Consider the following 19,459-nt stretch of genomic DNA (forward strand, 5'->3'; position numbering starts at 1 on the left):
ACAACGAAGCGGAGGTTCCCCCAAAAAATGCAATTCGACCTCCTGCTGAAGGGCGGACGGCTGATCGATCCGGCGTCCGGCATCGACGCGCCGCGTGATGTCGCCATCGCCAATGGCCGCATCGCCGCGATCGACGCCGATATCCCCGTGACCAGCGCCGCCAAAATTGTCGACGCGACGGGCTGCATCGTCGCGCCAGGCCTCGTCGACCTGCACAGCCACGTCTATTGGGGCGGCACTTCACTCGGGGTCGATGCCGACCGGCTGGCGGCAAAGAGCGGCACCGCCACCTTCATCGATGCGGGCAGTGCTGGCGCCGGCAATTTCCTCGGCTTCCGCCGCCATGTCATGGAGCGCTCGAAGGTGCGCATCCTGGCCTATGTCAACATTTCCTTTGCCGGCATTTTCGGCTTCTCGCAGACGGTGTCGGTCGGCGAATGCAGCGATCTCAGGCTCTGCGAACCGCGCGAGGTGGTTGCCGCGGCGCGCGAACACGCCGATGTCGTCGTCGGCGTGAAAGTGCGCTCCGGCAAGCATGCCGGCGGCACCAGCGGCATCGCGCCAGTCGATCTGGCGCTGGAGGCCGCCGACAAAGCCGGCCTGCCGCTGATGGCGCATATTGACGAGCCGCCGCCCGGCCGCTCCGAAGTGCTGCCGCGCCTGCGCAAGGGCGATATCCTCACCCATTGCTTCCGGCCGTTTCCCAACGCGCCGGTCTTCGCCTCGGGCGCGGTGCGGCCCGACATGCGGCTGGCGCGCGAGCGCGGCGTCATCTTCGATCTCGGCCACGGCATGGGCTCGTTCGACTTCGAGGTCGCCCGGGCGATGCTCGCCGAGGGGCTGGCGCCGGACGTGATCTCAAGCGACGTGCATCTCTACTGCGTCGACGGGCCGGCCTTCGACATTCTTGTCTGCATGTCGAAGCTGATGGCGCTCGGCATGCCGCTGGTCGAGGTCTTGCGCGCCGCGACGCAAGCGCCGGCGCAGGCCATCGCACGGCCTGACCTCGGCACGCTGGCGGTCGGTACTGTCGGCGACGTCGCTGTCCTTCGCCAGCGGTCGGGTCGTTTCACTTTCGTGGACGCCGTCGGGGCTTCGCTGGTCGCCGATCAGCGGCTGGTGTCGGAAGGCATCGTCATCGGCGGCACCTGGTGGCCGAACGAGGCGGTCAATGATGTCAGCGAGACGGAGCGTTTCGAGGCGCATGCCAGCCACACGCATGTCGAGGTTGCCGCCCGGCATTTTCGGGCATCGGCATGATTGAGTGCGAGGATGCGGTGCCGGCATGTTCACGCCGGCTCGACCGCGCTCAGGAACCGATCGACGCCCATCGTCGTCAACAGCTCGACGCGTTCACGGATCAGATCGTCGCTCCAGTTCCACCATTGCAACGCCTGTAGGCGCTCGATAATTTCGGGCGCGAAACGATAGCGCATGATGCGGGCCGGATTGCCGACAGCGACGGCATAGGGCGCAATGTCGCGGGTGACGATGCTGCCGGCACCAATGACCGCGCCATTGCCGATGGTTACGCCGCCAAGGATAATACAGCGGGCACCGATCCACACGTCATGACCGACCGTGATCGGCCCCTTGCCCGCCGTGCCGGGCGCATTGCGGATCTTTCCGTCCACGAACTGGATCGGAAAGGTGGTCGCGGTGTCGATGCGGTGCTCGGCAGCGCAGATGAAGAGAACACCCGGGCCAATCGAACAGAACGACCCGATGCGCACCGGCACGTTCTTATGCGGGACGAAGAACGAGCCTCTGTTGAGACCGTAGGTATGGCGACCAATCGTGACACCAGGCAATGCCGGCAATGGGTCCTTCTTCAGTCCAAGCTTTATGCGAAGCCCTCTCAGCAGTCCCACCGGCTCCCCTCCCAGAATGCCAGGCAATACAGGGGAGAACTACTCACCGTATATGGAAAGTTCGCAAGCAATTTCGAGTACTGGCCCAACGCTAGTTGCGTTGCGGGATCAGGCGTTGCTCGGCTTTCCATAAACCGGCGTCTCGATGCCTTCCATCCGCGCCTTGATCTGCAGCGCCACATATTTCGAATAAAACCGCGACAGCGCCAAATTGCCGCCGTGAAACCACAGCGCTTCCTGCGCCGTCGGCTTCCACATGTTGCGCAGCTCGCCTTGCCAGGGGCCGGGGTCGCCCTTCACACCCGAACCAAGGCCCCAGCAGGGACCGACCTTGTCGGCGACCTCGCGTGAGACGAGTGCGGCGACATTCTCGTTCATCGATTGGTAGCCGGTGCAGGCGATGATGGCGTCGGCTTCGATTTCGCTGCCGTCCTCGAACAGGATGCCCTTCGGCGTCAGCGACTTGATGGCGACGCCGCTGCGGATGCCGATCTTGCCGTCGATGATCAGGTCCGATGCGCCGACATCGATGTAATAACCGGAGCCGGTGCGGCAGGCCTTCATCAGCAGGCCGGTTTCGTCGTCGCCGAAATCGATGGCGAAGCCTGAGGTGCGCAAGCGGTCGTAGAAGGCCGCGTCGCGCGCCTTGATCACCTCGTAGAGCGCGCGCTGGCCCTTGGGCACCAGCGCGAAGGGAGTCGAGGCGACGATCATGTCGGCCTTTTCGGTCGTGATGCCGCGCGCCAAGGCGCTTTCCGAGAAGATCTCGAAGCCGACCTCCATCAGCGTGTCCGACTTGACCACGGTCGTCGGCGAGCGCTGGATCATGGTTACGTCGGCGCCGCTTTCCCAGAGATCGACGCAGACGTCATGACCGGAGCTTGCCGCGCCGATGACTGCAACGCGTCTGCCGCGGAATTTGTCGCCGTTCGAATACTGGCTGGAATGCAGCAGCTCGCCCTTGAACTGATCCGCGCCGGCCAGGTCGATCTTTCGCGGCGGGCCATAGGCGCCGGTGGCGAAGACGATGTGTTTCGGCTTCAGCGTGATGTGGCGGCCGACCCGGTCGACCACCACGGTCCAGACCTTCTCGGTCTCGTCATAGGAGGCGCTGAGGCACTTGGTGGCGACCCAGTAATTGAGCTCCATGACGCGCGTGTACATTTCCAGCCAGTCGCCCATCTTGTCCTTCGGCGTGAAGACAGGCCAGTTTTCCGGAAACGGAATGTAGGGCAGATGGTCGTACCAGACCGGGTCGTGCAGTACGAGCGTGCGGTAGCGGTTGCGCCAGGAATCGCCTGGCCTTGCATTCTTCTCGATGACGATGGTCGGCACGCCGAGCTGCCGCAGTCGCGCGCCCAGCATGATGCCGCCCTGGCCGCCGCCGATGACCAGGCAATAGGGCTGCTCGGAGGCGCCGAGTTCGCGCGTTTCTCGCGCCCGCGCTTCCGACCAGGTCTCGCGTTCGGGGTCGGCCTTGTGGCGCACGCCGAGCGGCCGTTCCGCACCCTTGCGCTCTTCGAACCCCTTGAGGTCGGTCATCGCCGTGAACAGGGTGCGGCAGCGGCCATCGCGCAGCCGCATGATGCCTTGTCCCCAGGCCACCGCGGTCTCGAATGTGAACCAGGCTTCGATCGTGCCTTCGTCCGAGGTCGCTTCGCCGGTGAGCTGCCAAGCCGTTGGCTTGGTCGTCGCCAGCGTTGCCTTGAGCATGTCGGCGATGGCCTCGCGCCCCTCCATCGTCGTGACGTTCCAGGTGAAGGTCAGAAGATCGCGCCAGTAGCAATCGTCGACGAAGAGGTTGCTCGCCGCCGTCGCATCGCCGGCTGCGAGCGCTTGGGCCAGGGAGTCGAGCCATGCGGCGGCCTGTTTCGTTGGTGCGATATCGAGCATGTCTTCCCTCTTTCGTTTCACATTGGCGCGGCCGCCTTATGGGGTGAGAAGCGGTCTGCGTAGCGGACGAAAAGCCAACTGCCTGGCTTTTCGAGCTTCGAACGCCCTGAGCCTGCGAAGGGCCGGGCGATGGACGATCCACCCGCCGGGTTTCCCCGCTGCTTCACAGCGTCCCGGCGTCGCCGGCCTTTCATCGTGCCACACATCTGCGATGTCGAGCAGCTCCGCCAGGTCGCCCGCGACATTGTCGGCGATCTCACTGCCTACGACCTTTTCATCACGCCGACGCCGACGCAACTGCCGTGCCCGTTCGGCTATTACGACATGTCGGAGACCGACATCGACCGCTACAACGCCAAATGGGCGGGAACGGCAGAACCTTTCCCGTCGTGGAAGGGCCTCGGCCAATCTCCGGAGTGAAACCCCCGCTACCCAATCGTCTCCAGCCGCCTCGGCAGCCGGTTCATCGCAACAGGCCCATCCGCCGTGATGAGGAACTGGTCCTCGAGGTTGAAGCTGGCGAGGCCGTCTATGTAGAGCGGGATTTCGAAGGCCAGCACCATGCCGGCCTCGATCACGACTTCGCTGTCGGCTGCAATGAACGGCCATTGCTCGGAAAAGACCGACTGGCCGACGCTGTGCCCGAAATGGCCGCGGCGGTAGGAGCGCAGGCCCCGCCGCGCCAGGCTGTCGGCGGTGACGCGGTGCACATGGGCGAGCGTGTTTCCGGGGATCAGCGCCGCCAGCCCGTCCTCGAAGGCGCGCTCGGCGATCGCGTGCAGCTCTGCCTGGTCGGCGGAAGGCGGCCCGAAGATGAAATTGCGCGACATGTCGGAGGCGTAGAAGCCGACCGTGCAGACCATGTCGCATTTCAAGGGATCGCCGGCCATGGCCCTGGCGTCGGCACTTTTGGCCCGGGCGCCCAGCGTCACATATTCGGCTGTCACGACCGGATGTGACAGCCCGGCGGCGGCGTCGGCGACGCCTTTGCGGTAGAGCGCGATGAGATCAGCCTGGCGCATGCCGGCCATCGCGTCCACCTGCAGCCGCTCCAGCCCGGCCTCCGACAGAAAAATACCTTGCTGCAGGAGATCGATCTCGCGCTGCGACTTGATGGCTCGTAGCCTGTCCAGCACGGGTGAGCCGTCGACCATCGGCCAACCCGGTAGCAGTGCTTGGATGGCCGCGAAATCGGCGGCTGGAATAAAGTCGAGGTCGATGCCGAGCGTTGCGCGCGCCAGTCCGAAGTCGTCCAGCAAGGTTTGCAACTGGCGCACCGAGCCGGCGAGATCGAAGGTCGCGGGCCGCGAGAAATCCGGCGCACGGCCAAGCGAGGCCAGGCCGGCCTCGATGCGCTCGGCCAGAAGACCGTGAGCGCCTGTCTCCACAGGTGCGGACTCGATCCAGATCGGGTGCGAACGCACAACCGCTTCGGGCGCGGCGAGCCGCAGCTGCGCCGCGTTGAAGTCCGCGACGACAACACCGATCGGCAGGTCTGGTTTGGCCGGGATGACGACGAAGCCGCCGCCGGCGCGCCGGAACAGGCCGGCCGGGCCGATCCACGCGCCGGTCGCATAGTGGAAGGCCTCGGGCGCCGAGAGCACAAGTGCTTCGATGCCGGCGCGTTGCATCAGTTGCGCGGCGCGCTGGCGGTCGACAAAGCCCGTCATGTCTTTCTCCGGATGTCCGAAGCGGCAACGGAGCATTGTGGGTGCAGACAATCAAGCCGGTTGCTGTGATGCCTCCCCAGCGTCGTCATCCTCGGTCTGCGCTGCGTCGCTGCACTCCTTGCTCCGCCCGTGGATGACGAAGGAAAAGGGCGGCGTTCCGCTAATCGTCGAGGCATGCGATGATGGTAGACCCAGTCCACACCCAATCGAACGGCGAAACCGCTACTTGATCGTCTCGAGCAACCGCAAACGCGAGCTTGGCATCAACGTGGATTCGGGTCGTCGCTTGGGCGCGGAACTCGCATTCAGCCATGGCATAGGTAAGGGTCGGGGCATTGGGATCTAAGGCAAGCCGATTTGCCGCCGGCTGCACGCCATAGATAGACGAAGCGGCAACTTCGATTGCGTCGAGAATCAGTTCGCTCTGTCTGTCCCAGTAGATACCAGCAACAACCACTGAGAAGCAGGCAAGCTATGTCCGAGCCGGATCGTATTGTACGCCTCAAAACCGTCCTTGCCAGGACCGGCCTGTCCCGTTCAACCATCGATCGCAAGATCGCCGAAGGCACGTTCCCGGCTCAGATCAAGTTAAGCATCAACGGGGTGGGCTGGCGGGAATCCGATGTCAATCGATGGGTCGGCGATCCAGGTGCATGGCGACAAGAGCGTCAGGTCTGATTGCGAGACAGACGAACACCAGGGCCGCCGCCGTTCTCTGGAATGAATTCGACCCCGGCAGCCTCAAATGTGTTCCGAAGTGCCGCGACGGTAGTGCCCTTTAGTTGTTCTCCCCGTTCAAACCGGGCGACGGTATCAGGTGAAACTCCAGCATTCCGAGCCAAGTCTCTCGTCCCCCAACCGAGGGCGACACGCGCCATTTTGCACTGGACGACGTTCATTTCGTAACATCGATACGATTTATGTTGATCTGCATCGTCACCTGAGATATCGTAACCCTGATACGATTATGGGAGTCGCTTACTGCGGCTGCTGACGGTGTTATTACCACCTTCAGCAGCCTTGCCACGCCCAAGCTGCGAGGAGCTCGGATCATGACTGATTCCGACAATAGCACGACTTTGGCTTCCGTCACGCACAGCCGCCGCGATCGGCAGGTCTCAAACGCGTATGGATATTTCGACGATTCAGACCCTGCCATCCTACTGCAGCGAGAATGGCTGCGGGCAGAGTATGCTTCGCACGTCCTTTGCCGACTTCAACAACGTCTCGAGAGGCGCGTTCTCGATGCTGCGGCCCCGGATGCGATGGATGAGAAGGTCGGCTATTCGATCGCCTGCCAAGCGGAAGTCGAGGCCGCGACTGCTGCCTTAAAGCTCCAAGACAATCTTCCTTGCATCCAGGCGCGGTCGCTTCTGGGCATTGTTGCCAAGCTTGAAATCATCGCCGGCGCAGATCGCGACATTGACGATCCAACAGACTTTCCCTGGCCGCACATTGCATCGGTCCTTGACGACTTGAAAAAAATCGCCGGGAGCCCTCCCCTTGGACGGCCTGAGCGATCCGTCGTTCAGACGGACTGCAGGCGATATCAAGCGATGGCGGCAGACATGATCGGTCTGGAAAAGCAGGCCGCTAACCTTCGTTTAGGCCGTAGCTCCGTGTTGCGCATTAAGGCGGAGTGAGGGCCTTCTTTGATTGGCCAACGAAGTTTTCGTGGCCGCACGACACCGATCCTCGACAGCAAGGCCTTGGCCCTTCAGACTTCAAGAGGATGATAGAGGCGTAAATCGCAGTCGAGCTTGTAGGCGGCGCGGTCGAGGAACTCATAAAGCACGCGCGCTCGGCCATTGATGTTGCCAATCAAACCACGCACAAGCGAACCCCTGGTTTCCGAGATGCGGCGATCAGCCTGGAAGCGACGGGCTCAGTCGTGAACATCGTTGCGATTGTCTCGGCGCGACGGGATCCCTAACCAATGTGCACTATGGCTTCCTCCTGCGCACGGCAAAGGAGGACCGCCGGCTGTCAGTCTGGCCTTTCTTCGAGCGGATCCCTCTCAGTCCACGACTCGACATTTTCGACATGCGCATCCCAAAATGCGGAAAGCGTCTCGATGTCCTGAGGCAGGAGCCATGCGGCCTCAAGATTGTCGAAATGATTAAACTGGGGGATGGGGAGCAACCCGCTCGATCCCTCCCACAGGAGGGGCCCATATATCGCCGCTGCGGCGCGGCAAATGCCCTCGTGGCAGCGTGCAAGCTTGTCGAGAGAGAAGCCGTCCTGACCGTCCAACAAAGTACCGCGCGAATGCTCGTCGGCAGCGTGAGCAATGAACTTGTTGCCGAACTCGGCAATATCTTGCCATCCACTTTTAGTCAGCATGGCTTGTTGATTTCCACTGAGAAGTGACCCGGCATTGGAGGATATTTCCATCGAGAATTGACCCATGTTTGAACCACCCCTTGCTGTCTCAGCGGGGGTTATGGAGTGATCGACATGGCGTTATTGAGCGTGATCCGACGCTGGCATTTTCGAGAGCAATTATCGATCCGTGAGATCAGCCGCAGGACCGGCCTGTCGCGGAATACCATTCGCAGATATCTGCGTTCTGATGGCGTCGAGCCGAAGTTCAAGGTGCCGGTCCGGCCGAGCAAGCTCGATGCCTTTGCCGACCGATTGTCTGCCTGGCTGAAGACAGAAGCCAACAGGTCTCGCAAGCAGAAGCGAACCGTCAAGCAGCTGCACGCTGATCTGATCAGCCTTGGCTATGAGGGCTCATACAATCGGGTGGCGGCCTTTGCCCGGGATTGGAGAGCTGATCGGCAAAGGGAGTTGCAGACATCCGGCCGTGGGACCTTCATTCCCTTGGTGTTTGAGCCCGGCGAAGCGTTCCAGTTCGATTGGTCCGAAGACTGGGCAATCATCGGCAATGAGCGCACCAAGCTGCAGGTGGCCCATACGAAGCTGAGCTACAGCCGTGCCTTCATTGTTCGGGCTTACCTGCTGCAGACGCACGAGATGCTGTTTGACGCGCACAATCACGCTTTCCGTGTGTTTGGCGGCATTCCCCGGCGCGGCATCTACGACAACATGAAGACGGCGGTCGACAGGGTCGGACGAGGCAAGGAGCGCGACGTCAATGTCCGCTTCATGGCAATGGCCAGCCACTATCTGTTCGAACCCGAGTTCTGCAATCCCGCATCGGGTTGGGAGAAAGGACAAGTCGAGAAGAATGTTCAGGACGCACGTCACCGGCTTTGGCAGCCCATTCCACGCTTTCCCTCGCTGGATGCCCTGAACGACTGGCTTGAGCAGCGTTGCAGGGTGTTGTGGCAGCAGACGCCACATGGGCGAATGAGGGGGACCATCAATGACGTCTGGACCGAAGAAGTCCAGTCTCTGATGCCGACATCACGGTCCTTCGATGGGTTTGTCGAATACACCAAGCGGGTGTCTCCGACCTGCCTTATACATCTGGAGCGCAACCGCTACAGCGTGCCGGCGTCCTTTGCCAACCGGCCCGTGAGCCTGCGGGTCTATCCAGATCGTGTCGTGGTTGCCGCGGAAGGTTTGATCATCTGTGAGCATCGCCGCATCATCGATCGCTCACATGATCGGCCAGGACAGACGGTCTATGACTGGCGGCACTATCTGGCTGTTGTTCAGCGCAAACCAGGCGCCCTTCGCAACGGAGCACCTTTTGCCGAACTTCCCGATGCATTCAGATCTTTGCAGCAGCATTTGCTCAAGAAGCCCGGCGGCGATCGCGAGATGGTCGACATCCTGGCACTTGTCCTTCAGCACGACGAGCAGGCGGTGCTCTCCGCCGTGGAGATGGCATTGCAGGGCGGTGTTCCCACCAAGACCCATGTGCTGAATCTGCTTCATCGCCTGGTCGATGGCAAATCCCTCACACCCCCCACCATCGACGCTCCTCAGGCTTTGACGCTTACCAACGAGCCGAAGGCCAATGTCGAACGCTACGATGCTTTGAGAAAGGCCTTGGAGGTGCGCCATGCGTCATAATCCTGCCAGTGGCGCAATCGTCATCATGCTCAGGAGCCTGAAGATGCACGGTATGGCGCAAGCTGTAGGCGAACTCACCGAACAGGGAGCGCCGGCGTTTGAAGCCGCCATTCCCATCCTGTCGCAACTGCTGAAGGCCGAGACGGCAGAACGCGAGGTCAGGTCGACAGCCTATCAGCTCAAGATAGCTCGCTTTCCAGCCTATCGTGATCTCAACGGCTTTGACTTCGCCAGCAGCGAGGTAAACGAGGCACTGGTGCGGCAACTTCATCGTTGCGAGTTCGTCGACGAAGCCAACAACATCGTGCTCGTCGGCGGCCCTGGAACAGGCAAAACCCATATTGCGACCGCTCTCGGCGTGCAGGCCATCGAGCATCATCACAAACGGGTTCGCTTCTTCTCGACTGTCGAGTTGGTCAATGCGCTGGAACAGGAGAAGGCACAGGGAAGGTCCGGCCAGATCGCCAATCGCCTCGTCCATTCTGATCTCGTCGTCCTGGACGAACTTGGCTATCTGCCGTTCAGTGCATCAGGTGGAGCATTGCTCTTCCATCTGCTGAGCAAGCTATACGAACGCACAAGCGTCATTATCACCACCAACCTCAGCTTCAGCGAATGGGCCAGCGTCTTCGGCGATGCCAAGATGACAACCGCGCTACTCGACCGGCTGACCCATCATTGCCACATCCTGGAAACCGGAAACGATAGCTTCCGATTCAAAAACAGCTCCGCACACGAGCCCAAAAAAGCGAAGGAGAAAGCCAGAACCTTGACCGTAAACCCCGAACCGAAACATACATGACAGGCGGGTCACTTCTCGGTGGAAATGCCGGGTCACTTCTCAGTGGAAATCAACATCCTTGAGATCACACAGCAGTGGTCACCCGGTGGACACCAGGAATAGAACGCAAAACGGCCACCTTTCGGCAGCCGCTTTAATTGCTTGATTTCCCTAGGAAAACTGGAGCGGGTGAAGCGATTCGAACGCTCGACCCCAACCTTGGCAAGGTTGTGCTCTACCCCTGAGCTACACCCGCTCACACGGCGTCTTGGCCGCAAGCCGGGCCTATATGGCTGAAGAGCGCGGCGATTGCAACAGGGAAATCGCAGGCTTTTTGCAACGTCCTGGGCGACGCCGGCAAACCGCCCGCGCCGCGCGGATTTTGCCACGCGGTTGCGCGATGGTCTTGTGTCGGCCACCGCATTGGCCGTAAACGGCAAGGCAGGAATTGGACGAAGAAGAAGATCGATGCCGAAGAGCGAAGCCGAACTTTTTGCCTTTCTAGCCGAACTCGGCATTGCCGTTTCGACGATACGCCATCCGCCGCTCTATACGGTGGCCGATTCGCAGGCGCTGCGCGGCGAAATCGCCGGCGGGCACACCAAGAACCTGTTCCTGAAGGACAAGAAGGACAATTTCTTCCTGGTCACGGTCGGCGAGGATGCTGTCGTCGATCTCAAGCAGGTCCACCAGCTGATCGGCGCCGCCAGCCGTGTTTCCTTCGGCAAGCCGGAGATGCTGATGGAGCTTTTGGGCGTTTCGCCGGGCGCCGTTACCGTCTTCGGCGTCATCAACGACACGGCAAAGCGTGTGAAGCTGGTGCTCGACAAGGATTTGATGGAACATGCCGTCATCAACGCGCATCCGCTGACCAATGAGGCGACGACATCGATCGGCGCGGCCGATCTCATCAGATTCGTCGAGGCAACCGGGCATGATGCTGCTATCTTGAAAGTCTCGGCATGATCGCCACATGCATGGCGAAACCGACTTCCAATGACACGGCGGCGACCGGCGGACCGGCGGCGCGACCGAAAGGGTGACGAGATGAGCGACAACAAGCCGTTTGGCGGGTCATTCGGCAGCAGTGGCGGCCAGTATGCCACCACCGTGCAGTATGGCGGAACCGCACCAGCGCCGGCAAAGGTCGCGCTTGGCGGTGCGCCGGCTGCCGCCCCCGCCGGCGATGTCATCAAGGACACGACGACCGCCGCCTTTGCCGCCGACGTCATCCAGGAATCGCGTCGTCAGCCGGTGCTGGTCGATTTCTGGGCGCCGTGGTGCGGGCCTTGCAAGCAGCTGACGCCGCAGCTGGAAAAGGCGGTCAAGGCCGCCGGCGGCAAGGTCAAGCTGGTCAAGATGAACATCGACGATCACCCCTCGATCGCCGGCCAGCTCGGCATCCAGTCCATTCCGGCGGTCATCGCCTTCAAGGACGGCCAGCCGGTCGACGGCTTCATGGGGGCGATCCCCGAGAGCCAGATCAACGAATTCATCACCAAGGTCGGCGGCAAGGGCAATGGCGCGCCTGCCGTCGCCGACGCACTGGCGGCAGCGACCGAGGCGCGCGATGCCGGCGACATGCAGACCGCCGCCGACATTTTTGACGCCGTCCTGGCGCAGGCGCCTGAGACGATCGAGGCGATCGCCGGGCTGGGCGATCTGTTGTTCGAGGCCGGCGACACGGAAGGCGCCGAGGCGTTGCTGGCAACGGCACCCGAGGCCAAGAAGGACGCGCCGGCGCTTGCCGCCGTGCGCGCCAAGATGGCGCTGGCCGCGCAAGCGGCAGCGCTTGGCAATCCGGCCGAATTCGAGCGCCGCCTGGCGGAAAATCCCAAAGACCATCAGGCGCGTTTCGATCTGGCCATGATCCAGAACGCCAGGGGCGAGCGCACGGCGGCAGCAGACAATCTGCTGGCCATCATCAAGGCCGACCGCAGCTGGAACGAGGATGGCGCGAGGGCGCAATTGCTGCAGCTGTTCGAGGCCTGGGGCATGACCGACGAGGCGACGCTGGCTGCTCGGCGCAAATTGTCGGCGCTGCTGTTTTCCTGAGCCGGCGGCTCAATCGTCGCATGGGCTTGGCGTCGGCGGTGGCCGCGCCAGATTAGGTACCTGACTTCGGCAGGCCGAGGTTCCCTGTGGCGGGAGGCGGAAGAAGTCGATCGGAGGAATGAGGTGCAAGCGGGAAACGCGCATTATCGGCTCGCCAAGGATTTGCCGTCGACGATCCCGATCTTTCCGCTCGAGGGGGCGCTGCTGCTGCCGGGCGGCCGCATGCCGCTCAACATCTTCGAGCCGCGCTATTTGCAGATGGTGGATGAAGCGGTGGCCGGCTCGCGGCTGATCGGCGTCATCCAGCCCCGTCTCGACGGTGGGCTGCGCGACGATGGCGAGCCGGAGCTGTGCAATGTCGGCTGCGCCGGCCGCATCATCGCCTTTTCCGAAACCGGCGACGGCCGTTACCTGATTTCGCTGCAAGGCGTGTTTCGCTTCCGCATCGCCCATGAACTGACGGTCAAGACGCCGTTTCGCCAGGCGAAGCCCGCGCCCTTCCTCGCCGATCTCGATGACGATCCGGCGGCGAACGAGATCGATCGGCCGGCGCTGCTGAAGGCATTTCGCGCCTATCTGCAGGCCAATGATCTCGAAGCCGACTGGGAAAGCGTCAGCCGCGCCGAAAATGCCATGCTGGTCAACGCGCTGTCGATGATGGCGCCCTACGGGCCGGCCGAGAAACAGGCGCTGCTCGAGGCGGCGGACCTGAAGACGCGGGCCGAAACGCTGATCGCCATCACCGAAATGGCATTGGCGCGCGAGAATGAGGACTTTGGCTCGAGCTTACAATAAGAGGGCGCGATGGCGGCGGACGAACGGGACGGAAAGAGAGCCAATGTCGACCCCAAGCTGCTGGAGCTCCTGGCCTGCCCGCTGACCAAGGGGCCGCTGGCCTGGGATCCGGAGCGGGGCGAGCTGATCTCGCGGGTCGCCAAGCTCGCCTATCCGGTGCGTGACGGCATCCCGATCATGCTGCCTTCGGAGGCGCGGACGCTGTCGGCGGAGGATGTGCTGGCGCCGCCGAGGTTGGGTGGGCCGGGTTGAGTGTCAGAGCGCCCTCCTTTCGTCATCCCAGGGCGGAGCAGCCGCGCAGCGGCGTCGCGGAGACCCTGGGATCCATGCCGCGACGTATGTGACGTGCGAAAGCGGGCCAGAACCAGGTGCCTTTTCTTCCCACGATATAGAGACGCAATTCTGGACCGTGGCATTCTTTGATCGCTGTCGCGGCATGGATCCTCGGGTCTCCGCGACGCCGCTGCGCTCCTGCTCCGCCCGTGGATGACGAAGGTACGTGCAGAAAGCCCGTGCGCCGCAGCTCTACTGAAAATTCCGTCCCTTGGGCATGACGCTTTCCGCTTCTTCCGACAGTGTTGCGAGGTCCTGCCTAGCTGGCGCGTTTTGTATCGCGGGTTGGCTGGAGCGATCCGGACCGTCGCTGGAGGCGTGTCGCGTGGCCGGCAGCCCGGCCCCGCTGACCTTCTCCAGAAGCACGGTGAGCCAAGGCGTCAGATCCTCGACCTTCTCAGCGACGATATGGACCACACCGGATTCCGACTGCAATTTGCCGCTGACCTTGACGAACCGCGCGCCCATGACGATGGGGCGGAAGCGGGTGAAAGTTCGCTCCCAGAAGATGACATTGGCGACGGCGTTGTCGTCCTCCAGCGTGAGAAAGATCGCGTTGCCCTTGCCCGGGCGCTGCCGCACCAGCACCAGGCCGGCGACGGAAACCCGCCTGCCGTCGCGCACCGATGGCAGGTTGGCATTGGGGGTAACGCCGGCGCGGTCGAGCCGCTCGCGCAGGAAGGCGACCGGGTGCGCCTTCAGCGACAGGCCGAGCGAGCGGTAGTCGTGGATGACATGCTCGCCGAGCGGCATTTTCGGCAGCTTCGTCTCGGGTTCCAGTTCGCGAAGGCGCAACGCCGGCTGGTCGAACAGCGGCAGCTTTTCGGCCGCACTCCTGGCGCCCAGCGCGCGCACGTCCCACAGCGCGGCACGGCGGTCGAGGCCGATCGAGCGGAAGGCATCGGCCTGCGCCAGCCGCTCGATCTCGTCGACATCGAGGCCGGAACGCAGCCAGACATCCCGGACGGTCGAGTAGCCGGAGCCGCGTCGCGCGACGAATTGCTCCATGCGTTCCTTGGACAGGCCTTTGATCTGCCGGAAACCGAGCCGCAACGCATGGCTCGTCTCGATCACACCGCGCATCTCGGCATGGCGCGGCAGGATGCGGGCCGGATCGAAAGGCGCTTTTTCCAAAGTGCAGTCCCAGACGGAGAAATTGACGTCGACGTCGCGGATGTCGACGCCATGGTCGCGCGCGTCGCGCACCAATTGCGCCGGCTGGTAAAATCCCATCGGCTGCGCGTTCAGGATCGCGGCGCAGAACACGTCGGGATAGAAGGTCTTGAACCAGCACGAGGCATAGACGAGCAAGGCGAAGGAGGCGGCATGGCTTTCGGGAAAGCCGTACTCGCCGAAACCCTCGATCTGCTTGAAGCAGCGCTCGGCGAAGTCCCTGGTGTAGCCCTTGCCGACCATGCCATTGATCATACGATCGCGGTAATTGCCGATCGTGCCGGTGCGCTTGAAGGTAGCCATGGCGCGGCGCAGTTCATCGGCCTCGCCCGGCTTGAAGCCGCCGGCGACGATGGCGATCTTCATCGCCTGCTCCTGGAACAGCGGCACGCCCAGCGTTTTGCCGAGGATCTCTTTCAATTCCGCCTTCTGATATTCCGCCTTCTCCTTGCCTTGCCGGCGGCGCAGATAGGGATGGACCATATCGCCCTGGATCGGGCCCGGCCGAACGATAGCCACCTCGATGACAAGGTCATAGAAATCGCGCGGCTGGAGCCGCGGCAGCATCGACATCTGTGCGCGAGACTCGATCTGGAAGACGCCGAGCGTATCGGCGCGGCAGATCATGTCATAGACGCGTCGATCCTCTGCCGGCAGAGTGGCCAGCACATAGGGTTGCCCGTATGGATCCCGTGCCTTCGGATAGTGGTCGGCAAGCAAGGTGAAGGCGCGCTGGAGGCAGGTCAGCATGCCGAGCGCCAGGATGTCCACCTTGAGGATCTTCACCGAGTCGAGATCGTCCTTGTCCCATTCGACCATCTTGCGCTCGTCCATCGCCGTCTTGACGATGGGCACGATCTCGTCGAGCCGGTCCCTGGTGATGACGAAGCCGCCGACATGCTGGGAGAGGTGACGGGGAAAGCCCATGATCTCGTTGGCCCGCTCCATCACATGCCGCGACGTGGGGTCGCTGCGGTCGAGGCCGCCGGCGCGGGCTTCCTTCTCGCCAAGCTCGGATGTCGACCAGCCCCAGATCGAGCCGGAAAGCGACGCCCTGACGTCTTCCGACAGGCCCATCGCCTTGGAGACTTCGCGCAGCGCCGAGCGGCCGCGATAGCTGATGACGGCGGCGGCAAGCGCGGTGCGTTTGGAACTGTATTTCGTATAGATGTACTGCATGACCTCTTCACGCCGCTCATGCTCGAAGTCGACGTCGATATCCGGGGGCTCGTTCCTCTCCTCGGAAATGAAGCGCTCGAACAGCGTATCGATCTTGTCCGGCCCGACCTCGGTGATGCCGATGCAAAAGCAGATGATCGAATTGGCGGCGGAGCCGCGGCCCTGGCAGAGGATGTTCTGGTTGCGGGCGAATTTGATGATGTCGTAGACGGTCAGGAAGTAGCGCGCGTAGTTGAGACGCTCGATCAGAGCGAGCTCTTCCTCGATGCGTTTTATGACGCTGGCCGGGACACCGCCGGGGAAGCGCCTGACCGCACCTTCCCGTGCCAGTCTTTCCAGTTCTGCCTGCGGGCCAAGGCCGGATTCTGTCGGTTCGTCGGGGTAGTTGTACTGGAGGTCGCTGAGTGAGAAGGTCAGCTCTTCCGCAAAGCGCAGCGTCTCGGCCAGCGCCTGCGGATGGCGGCGGAACAAGCGGGCCATTTCCAGCGGTGGCTTCAAATGGCGCTCGGCATTGGCGGTGAGCTCCAGCCCGACCTCGGCGACGGGTGTGTTGAGGCGGATCGCGGTCAGCACATCCTGCAGCGGGCGCCGTTCGGCGGTGTGGTAGAGGACATCGTTGGTCGCCATCAGCGGGATGCCGGTAATTTCGGCCAACGCCGCCGCCTGCTCGATCCGGAACCGGTCATTGCCTGCATAACAGGGCGAGACGCCAAGCCGCAGGGTCCTGCCGAAGCGGTCCTTGAGCTGGCGGAGCAAAGCAAGGCTGTCTTCAGCGTCCGCCGCCAGATCGGGCAGGACGGCCAGCGACATCAGGTCCCCCCATTCGAAGAGGTCGCGGCGCTGGAGCAGGGTGGCGCCCTTTTCGGTCTCGTCACGCAGATTGGCCTGGGTGAGCATGCGGCAGAGATGCCCCCAGCCCGCGCGATCCCTGGGATAGGCGAGAATGTCCGGCGTGCCGTCGCCAAAAACCAGCCGGCAGCCGGGGTGATAGGCGAGCTTTTCGACCTTGGCCTGCTGCCAGGCGCGCACCACGCCGGCCACCGTGTTGCGGTCGGCAAGGCCGATCGCGGAAAAGCCCGTCAGCTTGGCCGCGACCACCAGTTCTTCCGGCTTGGAGGCGCCGCGCAGGAAGGAGAAATTCGACTGGATGCCGAACTCCGCATAGGGGATGACGGTCAGCGCGTTCATGCAAAGACGCCATGCATGAACCAGCGCGGTGGCACCTGCGGGTTGCCGTAAAGGCCTTGCCGGTAGAGCCAGTAGCGGCGGCCGTCGACATCCTCGATGCGAAAATAGTCGCGGGTCGATGTGAGCGGATCGCTTGACGCTTCACGCCACCATTCGGCGGCGATGCGTTCCGGACCCTCGGCACGGGTGACGCGGTAGAGCGCGCGCCGCCAGCGGAAATTGAGCGGCGGACCCTCGGGCATTTCGGTCGCCGGCACCTCGATGGGCTCGGGCGCGCGGAACAGCCGGATCGGCCGCTCCGGGGGGAAGATGGTTTTGGGCGCCTGCAGTCTGCCCGGCTTCTTCGGCGGTGTGGTTCGGCGCGGCGCCTCGGTGAAGGGGATGGTGGCGACGGCGCGTTCCGGCAGATGACTTTCGACGAGGACCGGCTGCAGCACCGCGCCCTCGCCGAGCCGGGCGCGGATGCGGTCGGCGAACAGCGCGATGTCGGCGCCGTCGTCGGTCACGTCGCCGGTCAGATCGGCCTGCGCCATGTCGAAAGCGGCGGCGGCCAGCACCGAAAGCCGCACCAGATCGAAGCCGTAGCCGGCATCGATGTCCTGCTCTAGCGCCGCCAGCCTTTCATGGAACAGTTTCTGGATCAGCCGGGGGTCGCGCAGCGGCCGTGAGGTGCCGAGCGCAATGCGGCTGACGGCGCCGTCGACACGGAAGAGCAGCAGAGCCAGCGTCCGGGCGCCCTCGCCACGACGCTCGAGATCGGTCTTCAAGGTCGTCGCCAGCAGGCCGACCAGCCGTTCGATGTCCTCGGTCAAGGTGACGGGCTCGGCAAGATGCCGCTCGACGGAAAGCGGGGCGACGGGAAGGCGCGGCGAGACCGCCTCGTCGAGACGGCCAAGTGCCTGATCGAGACGCAGCAGCAAGGTGGCGCCGAAGCGGCGGGCGAGCGGCGCGCGGGGCGCGGCCATGACGGCGCCTGCCGTGCGCAGGCCGACGCTTTCCAGGCTGGCGCGGGTTGCCGGGTCGATGCGCAGTGCGGCGAGCGGCAAGGGTGCCAGCAGGGCTTCCTCGTCGCCGCCATCAACGATGCGGTCGCCGCAAAACCGGGCCGCCGCCCAGGCCGCGCCTGGAGTCGGGGCAAGGCCGGCGCGGACATCGAAGCCCTGATGGAAGAAGCGCGACAGGATGTCGTCCAGCATGGCGCGTTCGCCGCCGAACAGATGGGTGCAGCCGGTGACGTCGAGGAACAGGCCGTCCACGCCGTCCAGCGCCACCAGCGGGGTGTAGCGGTCGCACCAGTCGGCCAGGCCTTCGAGCAGGCGGCGGTCGGCCTCGGGATCGGCCTCGACGATGTCGATCGACGGATGCATGGCGCGCGCATCGGCGATGCCCATGTCGCGCTTCAGGTGCAGCGCCTCAGCCCGCTCGTCGAGGGCCGAAATGCGCTGCGCGTTGCCCTGGCGGTGGCTGACCACCAGTGGCGTATGATCCGACGACGGCCGGGAACGCCACGACCGCCCTAGACGCTGCCGCAGGATCCTTTCGGCCGCCAGATAGGGAAACCACAGCGACAGGATTCTTTGCCCGTTCCCGTTTTTCCTCGCCTCTTCTTTCGTCGAATGCGCGTTCATCGGGGTTCCACTCCAGTGTGAATTGTCCAGGCAGGGCCGTGCGGCTCTTGCCGATGGTGATGGTGAAGGCGGGGCGGCCGATCGAGCCGGCGAGCGGCCCGGCGATGGTATCGCGTGGTGTTGCCGGCGCCGACGCGAGGATGAGGCGGACGGGCGCTGCCGTCGGCTCGGGCGCGGCCGCCTGCCGCAGCAGGAACACCGGGCGGCCGGCGGCCTGCGCCCTGGCGTGCAGCCGGCGCGTCGCGGTCAGGTCCAGCCGCTGCGGGTTGCCACGGATTTCGAGGATGACGGCGGCGAGCGCCGTCATCCGGGCGGCCTCCTCGGCGACCCACAGCGCATCGACGAGCTTTGGCGCCTCGGAAAACAGCAATTGCCCGGGCTCGATGCCGAACGAGGCCTGCAGCCCCCTGGCATAGGGAAAGCCGGCCTCGCGGAAGATTTCCGTGGTGCCGATCCAAAGCACCGGCAGCCCTTGCGCCTGCTTGAGGATCAGGCTGGTGAGCGACAGGGCGAAGCCGGCGACGGCTCCGGCATCGCGGGTTTCCAGGCCATGGATTTCGCTGAGCGCGGCTTTCGGCAGGCCGCCACCCAAAGCGGCATCGAGCCGCTCGACGCCGATGGGCAGGAAGGCATCCGGCAAGGCTGCGGCAAGGCCGCGCCGGACGATTGTGAGATCGGCATTGGCGTCAGCATCAAGCGGCGCGCCAGCCGGCGCCTGCAAGCGCTCCGGCAGCGTTCCCTCGATTTTCGCGATCTGGCGGCGCAGGGAAAAAACGGTTTCCCGCGCCACGGCTGATATCGCCATGACGGTCAGTGTCCACTCACAATTGTTCCTGTTATGTTCCTATAGATTCCAGAGGCGGCCCGAAGAGTCAAGCAGAGTCATAAGGAATTTATTCCTGCAAA

General features: G+C 63.4%; 17 protein-coding genes, 1 tRNA gene and 1 pseudogene. 10 read left to right on the forward strand and 9 right to left on the reverse strand.

Going from position 1 to position 19,459, the window contains the following annotated elements:
* Nucleotides 1-27 precede the first annotated feature (27 nt).
* A pseudogene (locus HGP13_RS04245) lies at nt 28-1,264 on the forward strand (amidohydrolase/deacetylase family metallohydrolase).
* A gap of 25 nt (nt 1,265-1,289) precedes the next feature.
* Here the strand turns inward: HGP13_RS04245 and HGP13_RS04250 are convergent.
* Both HGP13_RS04250 and HGP13_RS04255 read right to left on the reverse strand, forming a co-directional pair.
* The gene (locus tag HGP13_RS04250) at nt 1,290-1,871 is read right to left on the reverse strand and encodes a CatB-related O-acetyltransferase (RefSeq protein ID WP_172221941.1); all 582 of its coding nucleotides are present in this window, start codon (nt 1,869-1,871) and stop codon (nt 1,290-1,292) included.
* A 108-nt stretch (nt 1,872-1,979) separates the two neighbouring features.
* A complete protein-coding gene (locus HGP13_RS04255) occupies nt 1,980-3,764 on the reverse strand; it encodes an NAD(P)/FAD-dependent oxidoreductase (protein ID WP_172221944.1) in 1,785 nt (594 codons plus the stop codon).
* A gap of 129 nt (nt 3,765-3,893) precedes the next feature.
* On the opposite strand from HGP13_RS04255, the gene HGP13_RS37735 reads away from it, so the two are divergent.
* Nucleotides 3,894-4,184: a hypothetical protein gene (locus HGP13_RS37735; RefSeq protein WP_246707275.1), complete on the forward strand. Its 291-nt coding sequence runs from the start codon at nt 3,894-3,896 to the stop codon at nt 4,182-4,184.
* 8 nt (nt 4,185-4,192) lie between these two features.
* On the opposite strand, the gene HGP13_RS04265 is transcribed toward HGP13_RS37735, so the two are convergent.
* Entirely contained in the window at nt 4,193-5,434 is a 1,242-nt protein-coding gene (locus HGP13_RS04265) for a Xaa-Pro peptidase family protein (protein ID WP_172221947.1), read from the reverse strand.
* Nucleotides 5,435-5,908: 474 nt separating this feature from the next.
* On the opposite strand from HGP13_RS04265, the gene HGP13_RS04270 reads away from it, so the two are divergent.
* Nucleotides 5,909-6,112: an AlpA family phage regulatory protein gene (locus HGP13_RS04270; RefSeq protein ID WP_172221950.1), complete on the forward strand. Its 204-nt coding sequence runs from the start codon at nt 5,909-5,911 to the stop codon at nt 6,110-6,112.
* Here HGP13_RS04270 and HGP13_RS04275 read toward each other — a convergent pair.
* The gene (locus tag HGP13_RS04275; RefSeq protein WP_172234608.1) at nt 6,103-6,312 is read right to left on the reverse strand and encodes a helix-turn-helix domain-containing protein; all 210 of its coding nucleotides are present in this window, start codon (nt 6,310-6,312) and stop codon (nt 6,103-6,105) included. The two genes, HGP13_RS04270 and HGP13_RS04275, sit on opposite strands and share 10 nt — an antisense overlap.
* Before the next feature lie 174 nt (nt 6,313-6,486).
* Here HGP13_RS04275 and HGP13_RS04280 point away from each other — a divergent pair, with 174 nt between their 5' ends.
* The gene (locus tag HGP13_RS04280) at nt 6,487-7,077 is read left to right on the forward strand and encodes a hypothetical protein (protein WP_172221953.1); all 591 of its coding nucleotides are present in this window, start codon (nt 6,487-6,489) and stop codon (nt 7,075-7,077) included.
* Between the two features lie 343 nt (nt 7,078-7,420).
* Here the strand turns inward: HGP13_RS04280 and HGP13_RS04285 are convergent, their stop codons facing one another.
* On the reverse strand, nt 7,421-7,843 hold the full coding sequence (locus HGP13_RS04285) for a hypothetical protein (RefSeq protein WP_172221956.1): 423 nt from the start codon (nt 7,841-7,843) through the stop codon (nt 7,421-7,423).
* Nucleotides 7,844-7,891: 48 nt separating this feature from the next.
* Here HGP13_RS04285 and istA point away from each other — a divergent pair, with 48 nt between their 5' ends.
* Both istA and istB read left to right on the forward strand, forming a co-directional pair.
* Nucleotides 7,892-9,421 carry an IS21 family transposase gene (gene istA, locus HGP13_RS04290; protein WP_172221959.1) on the forward strand — a complete coding sequence of 510 codons (1,530 nt, stop codon included), beginning with the start codon at nt 7,892-7,894 and terminating at the stop codon, nt 9,419-9,421.
* Nucleotides 9,411-10,223: an IS21-like element helper ATPase IstB gene (istB, locus tag HGP13_RS04295; RefSeq protein WP_172221962.1), complete on the forward strand. Its 813-nt coding sequence runs from the start codon at nt 9,411-9,413 to the stop codon at nt 10,221-10,223. The genes istA and istB overlap by 11 nt, the downstream gene beginning before the upstream one ends.
* Nucleotides 10,224-10,383: 160 nt before the next feature.
* Here istB and HGP13_RS04300 read toward each other — a convergent pair.
* Nucleotides 10,384-10,458, reverse strand: a tRNA-Gly gene (locus HGP13_RS04300).
* A gap of 212 nt (nt 10,459-10,670) precedes the next feature.
* Here HGP13_RS04300 and HGP13_RS04305 point away from each other — a divergent pair.
* From HGP13_RS04305 to HGP13_RS04320, 4 genes are all read left to right on the forward strand, one after another.
* Nucleotides 10,671-11,168, forward strand: a complete 498-nt coding sequence (locus HGP13_RS04305; RefSeq protein ID WP_172221965.1) for a prolyl-tRNA synthetase associated domain-containing protein — start codon at nt 10,671-10,673, stop codon at nt 11,166-11,168.
* Nucleotides 11,169-11,249: 81 nt separating this feature from the next.
* Nucleotides 11,250-12,257 (forward strand): thioredoxin, encoded by a 1,008-nt coding sequence (trxA, locus tag HGP13_RS04310; protein WP_172221968.1) that lies wholly within the window; start codon nt 11,250-11,252, stop codon nt 12,255-12,257.
* A 123-nt stretch (nt 12,258-12,380) separates the two neighbouring features.
* The gene (locus HGP13_RS04315) at nt 12,381-13,052 is read left to right on the forward strand and encodes an LON peptidase substrate-binding domain-containing protein (RefSeq protein ID WP_172221971.1); all 672 of its coding nucleotides are present in this window, start codon (nt 12,381-12,383) and stop codon (nt 13,050-13,052) included.
* A gap of 9 nt (nt 13,053-13,061) precedes the next feature.
* Nucleotides 13,062-13,304 carry a Trm112 family protein gene (locus HGP13_RS04320; protein ID WP_172221974.1) on the forward strand — a complete coding sequence of 81 codons (243 nt, stop codon included), beginning with the start codon at nt 13,062-13,064 and terminating at the stop codon, nt 13,302-13,304.
* 273 nt (nt 13,305-13,577) lie between these two features.
* Here HGP13_RS04320 and HGP13_RS04325 read toward each other — a convergent pair whose 3' ends face one another.
* The 3 genes from HGP13_RS04325 to HGP13_RS37740 are packed head-to-tail and all read right to left on the reverse strand — an operon-like array spanning nt 13,578 to nt 19,358.
* Nucleotides 13,578-16,925, reverse strand: a complete 3,348-nt coding sequence (locus HGP13_RS04325) for an error-prone DNA polymerase (RefSeq protein ID WP_172221977.1) — start codon at nt 16,923-16,925, stop codon at nt 13,578-13,580.
* Nucleotides 16,922-18,397, reverse strand: coding sequence for a DNA polymerase Y family protein (locus HGP13_RS04330; RefSeq protein WP_246707276.1), 1,476 nt, complete (start codon nt 18,395-18,397; stop codon nt 16,922-16,924). Before HGP13_RS04330 ends, HGP13_RS04325 begins: the two co-directional genes overlap by 4 nt.
* Nucleotides 18,339-19,358 (reverse strand): hypothetical protein, encoded by a 1,020-nt coding sequence (locus tag HGP13_RS37740; RefSeq protein WP_246707277.1) that lies wholly within the window; start codon nt 19,356-19,358, stop codon nt 18,339-18,341. The genes HGP13_RS04330 and HGP13_RS37740 overlap by 59 nt, the downstream gene beginning before the upstream one ends.
* Nucleotides 19,359-19,459: the final 101 nt, after the last annotated feature.

The sequence above is a fragment of the Mesorhizobium sp. NZP2077 genome (genome assembly GCF_013170805.1).
Classification (GTDB): Bacteria; Pseudomonadota; Alphaproteobacteria; order Rhizobiales; family Rhizobiaceae; genus Mesorhizobium.

Bases quoted from the DNA above. Each gene is read 5' to 3' on its own strand.
- trxA (WP_172221968.1), top strand. From the start codon at position 11,250: ATGAGCGACAACAAGCCGTTTGGCGGGTCATTCGGCAGCAGTGGCGGC.
- HGP13_RS37740 (WP_246707277.1), bottom strand. From the start codon at position 19,358: ATGGCGATATCAGCCGTGGCGCGGGAAACCGTTTTTTCCCTGCGCCGC.
- HGP13_RS04265 (WP_172221947.1), bottom strand. From the start codon at position 5,434: ATGACGGGCTTTGTCGACCGCCAGCGCGCCGCGCAACTGATGCAACGC.
- HGP13_RS04305 (WP_172221965.1), top strand. From the start codon at position 10,671: ATGCCGAAGAGCGAAGCCGAACTTTTTGCCTTTCTAGCCGAACTCGGC.
- HGP13_RS04325 (WP_172221977.1), bottom strand. From the start codon at position 16,925: ATGAACGCGCTGACCGTCATCCCCTATGCGGAGTTCGGCATCCAGTCG.
- HGP13_RS04255 (WP_172221944.1), bottom strand. From the start codon at position 3,764: ATGCTCGATATCGCACCAACGAAACAGGCCGCCGCATGGCTCGACTCC.
- HGP13_RS04270 (WP_172221950.1), top strand. From the start codon at position 5,909: ATGTCCGAGCCGGATCGTATTGTACGCCTCAAAACCGTCCTTGCCAGG.
- HGP13_RS37735 (WP_246707275.1), top strand. From the start codon at position 3,894: ATGGACGATCCACCCGCCGGGTTTCCCCGCTGCTTCACAGCGTCCCGG.
- HGP13_RS04280 (WP_172221953.1), top strand. From the start codon at position 6,487: ATGACTGATTCCGACAATAGCACGACTTTGGCTTCCGTCACGCACAGC.
- HGP13_RS04275 (WP_172234608.1), bottom strand. From the start codon at position 6,312: ATGGCGCGTGTCGCCCTCGGTTGGGGGACGAGAGACTTGGCTCGGAAT.
- istA (WP_172221959.1), top strand. From the start codon at position 7,892: ATGGCGTTATTGAGCGTGATCCGACGCTGGCATTTTCGAGAGCAATTA.
- istB (WP_172221962.1), top strand. From the start codon at position 9,411: ATGCGTCATAATCCTGCCAGTGGCGCAATCGTCATCATGCTCAGGAGC.
- HGP13_RS04285 (WP_172221956.1), bottom strand. From the start codon at position 7,843: ATGGGTCAATTCTCGATGGAAATATCCTCCAATGCCGGGTCACTTCTC.
- HGP13_RS04320 (WP_172221974.1), top strand. From the start codon at position 13,062: ATGGCGGCGGACGAACGGGACGGAAAGAGAGCCAATGTCGACCCCAAG.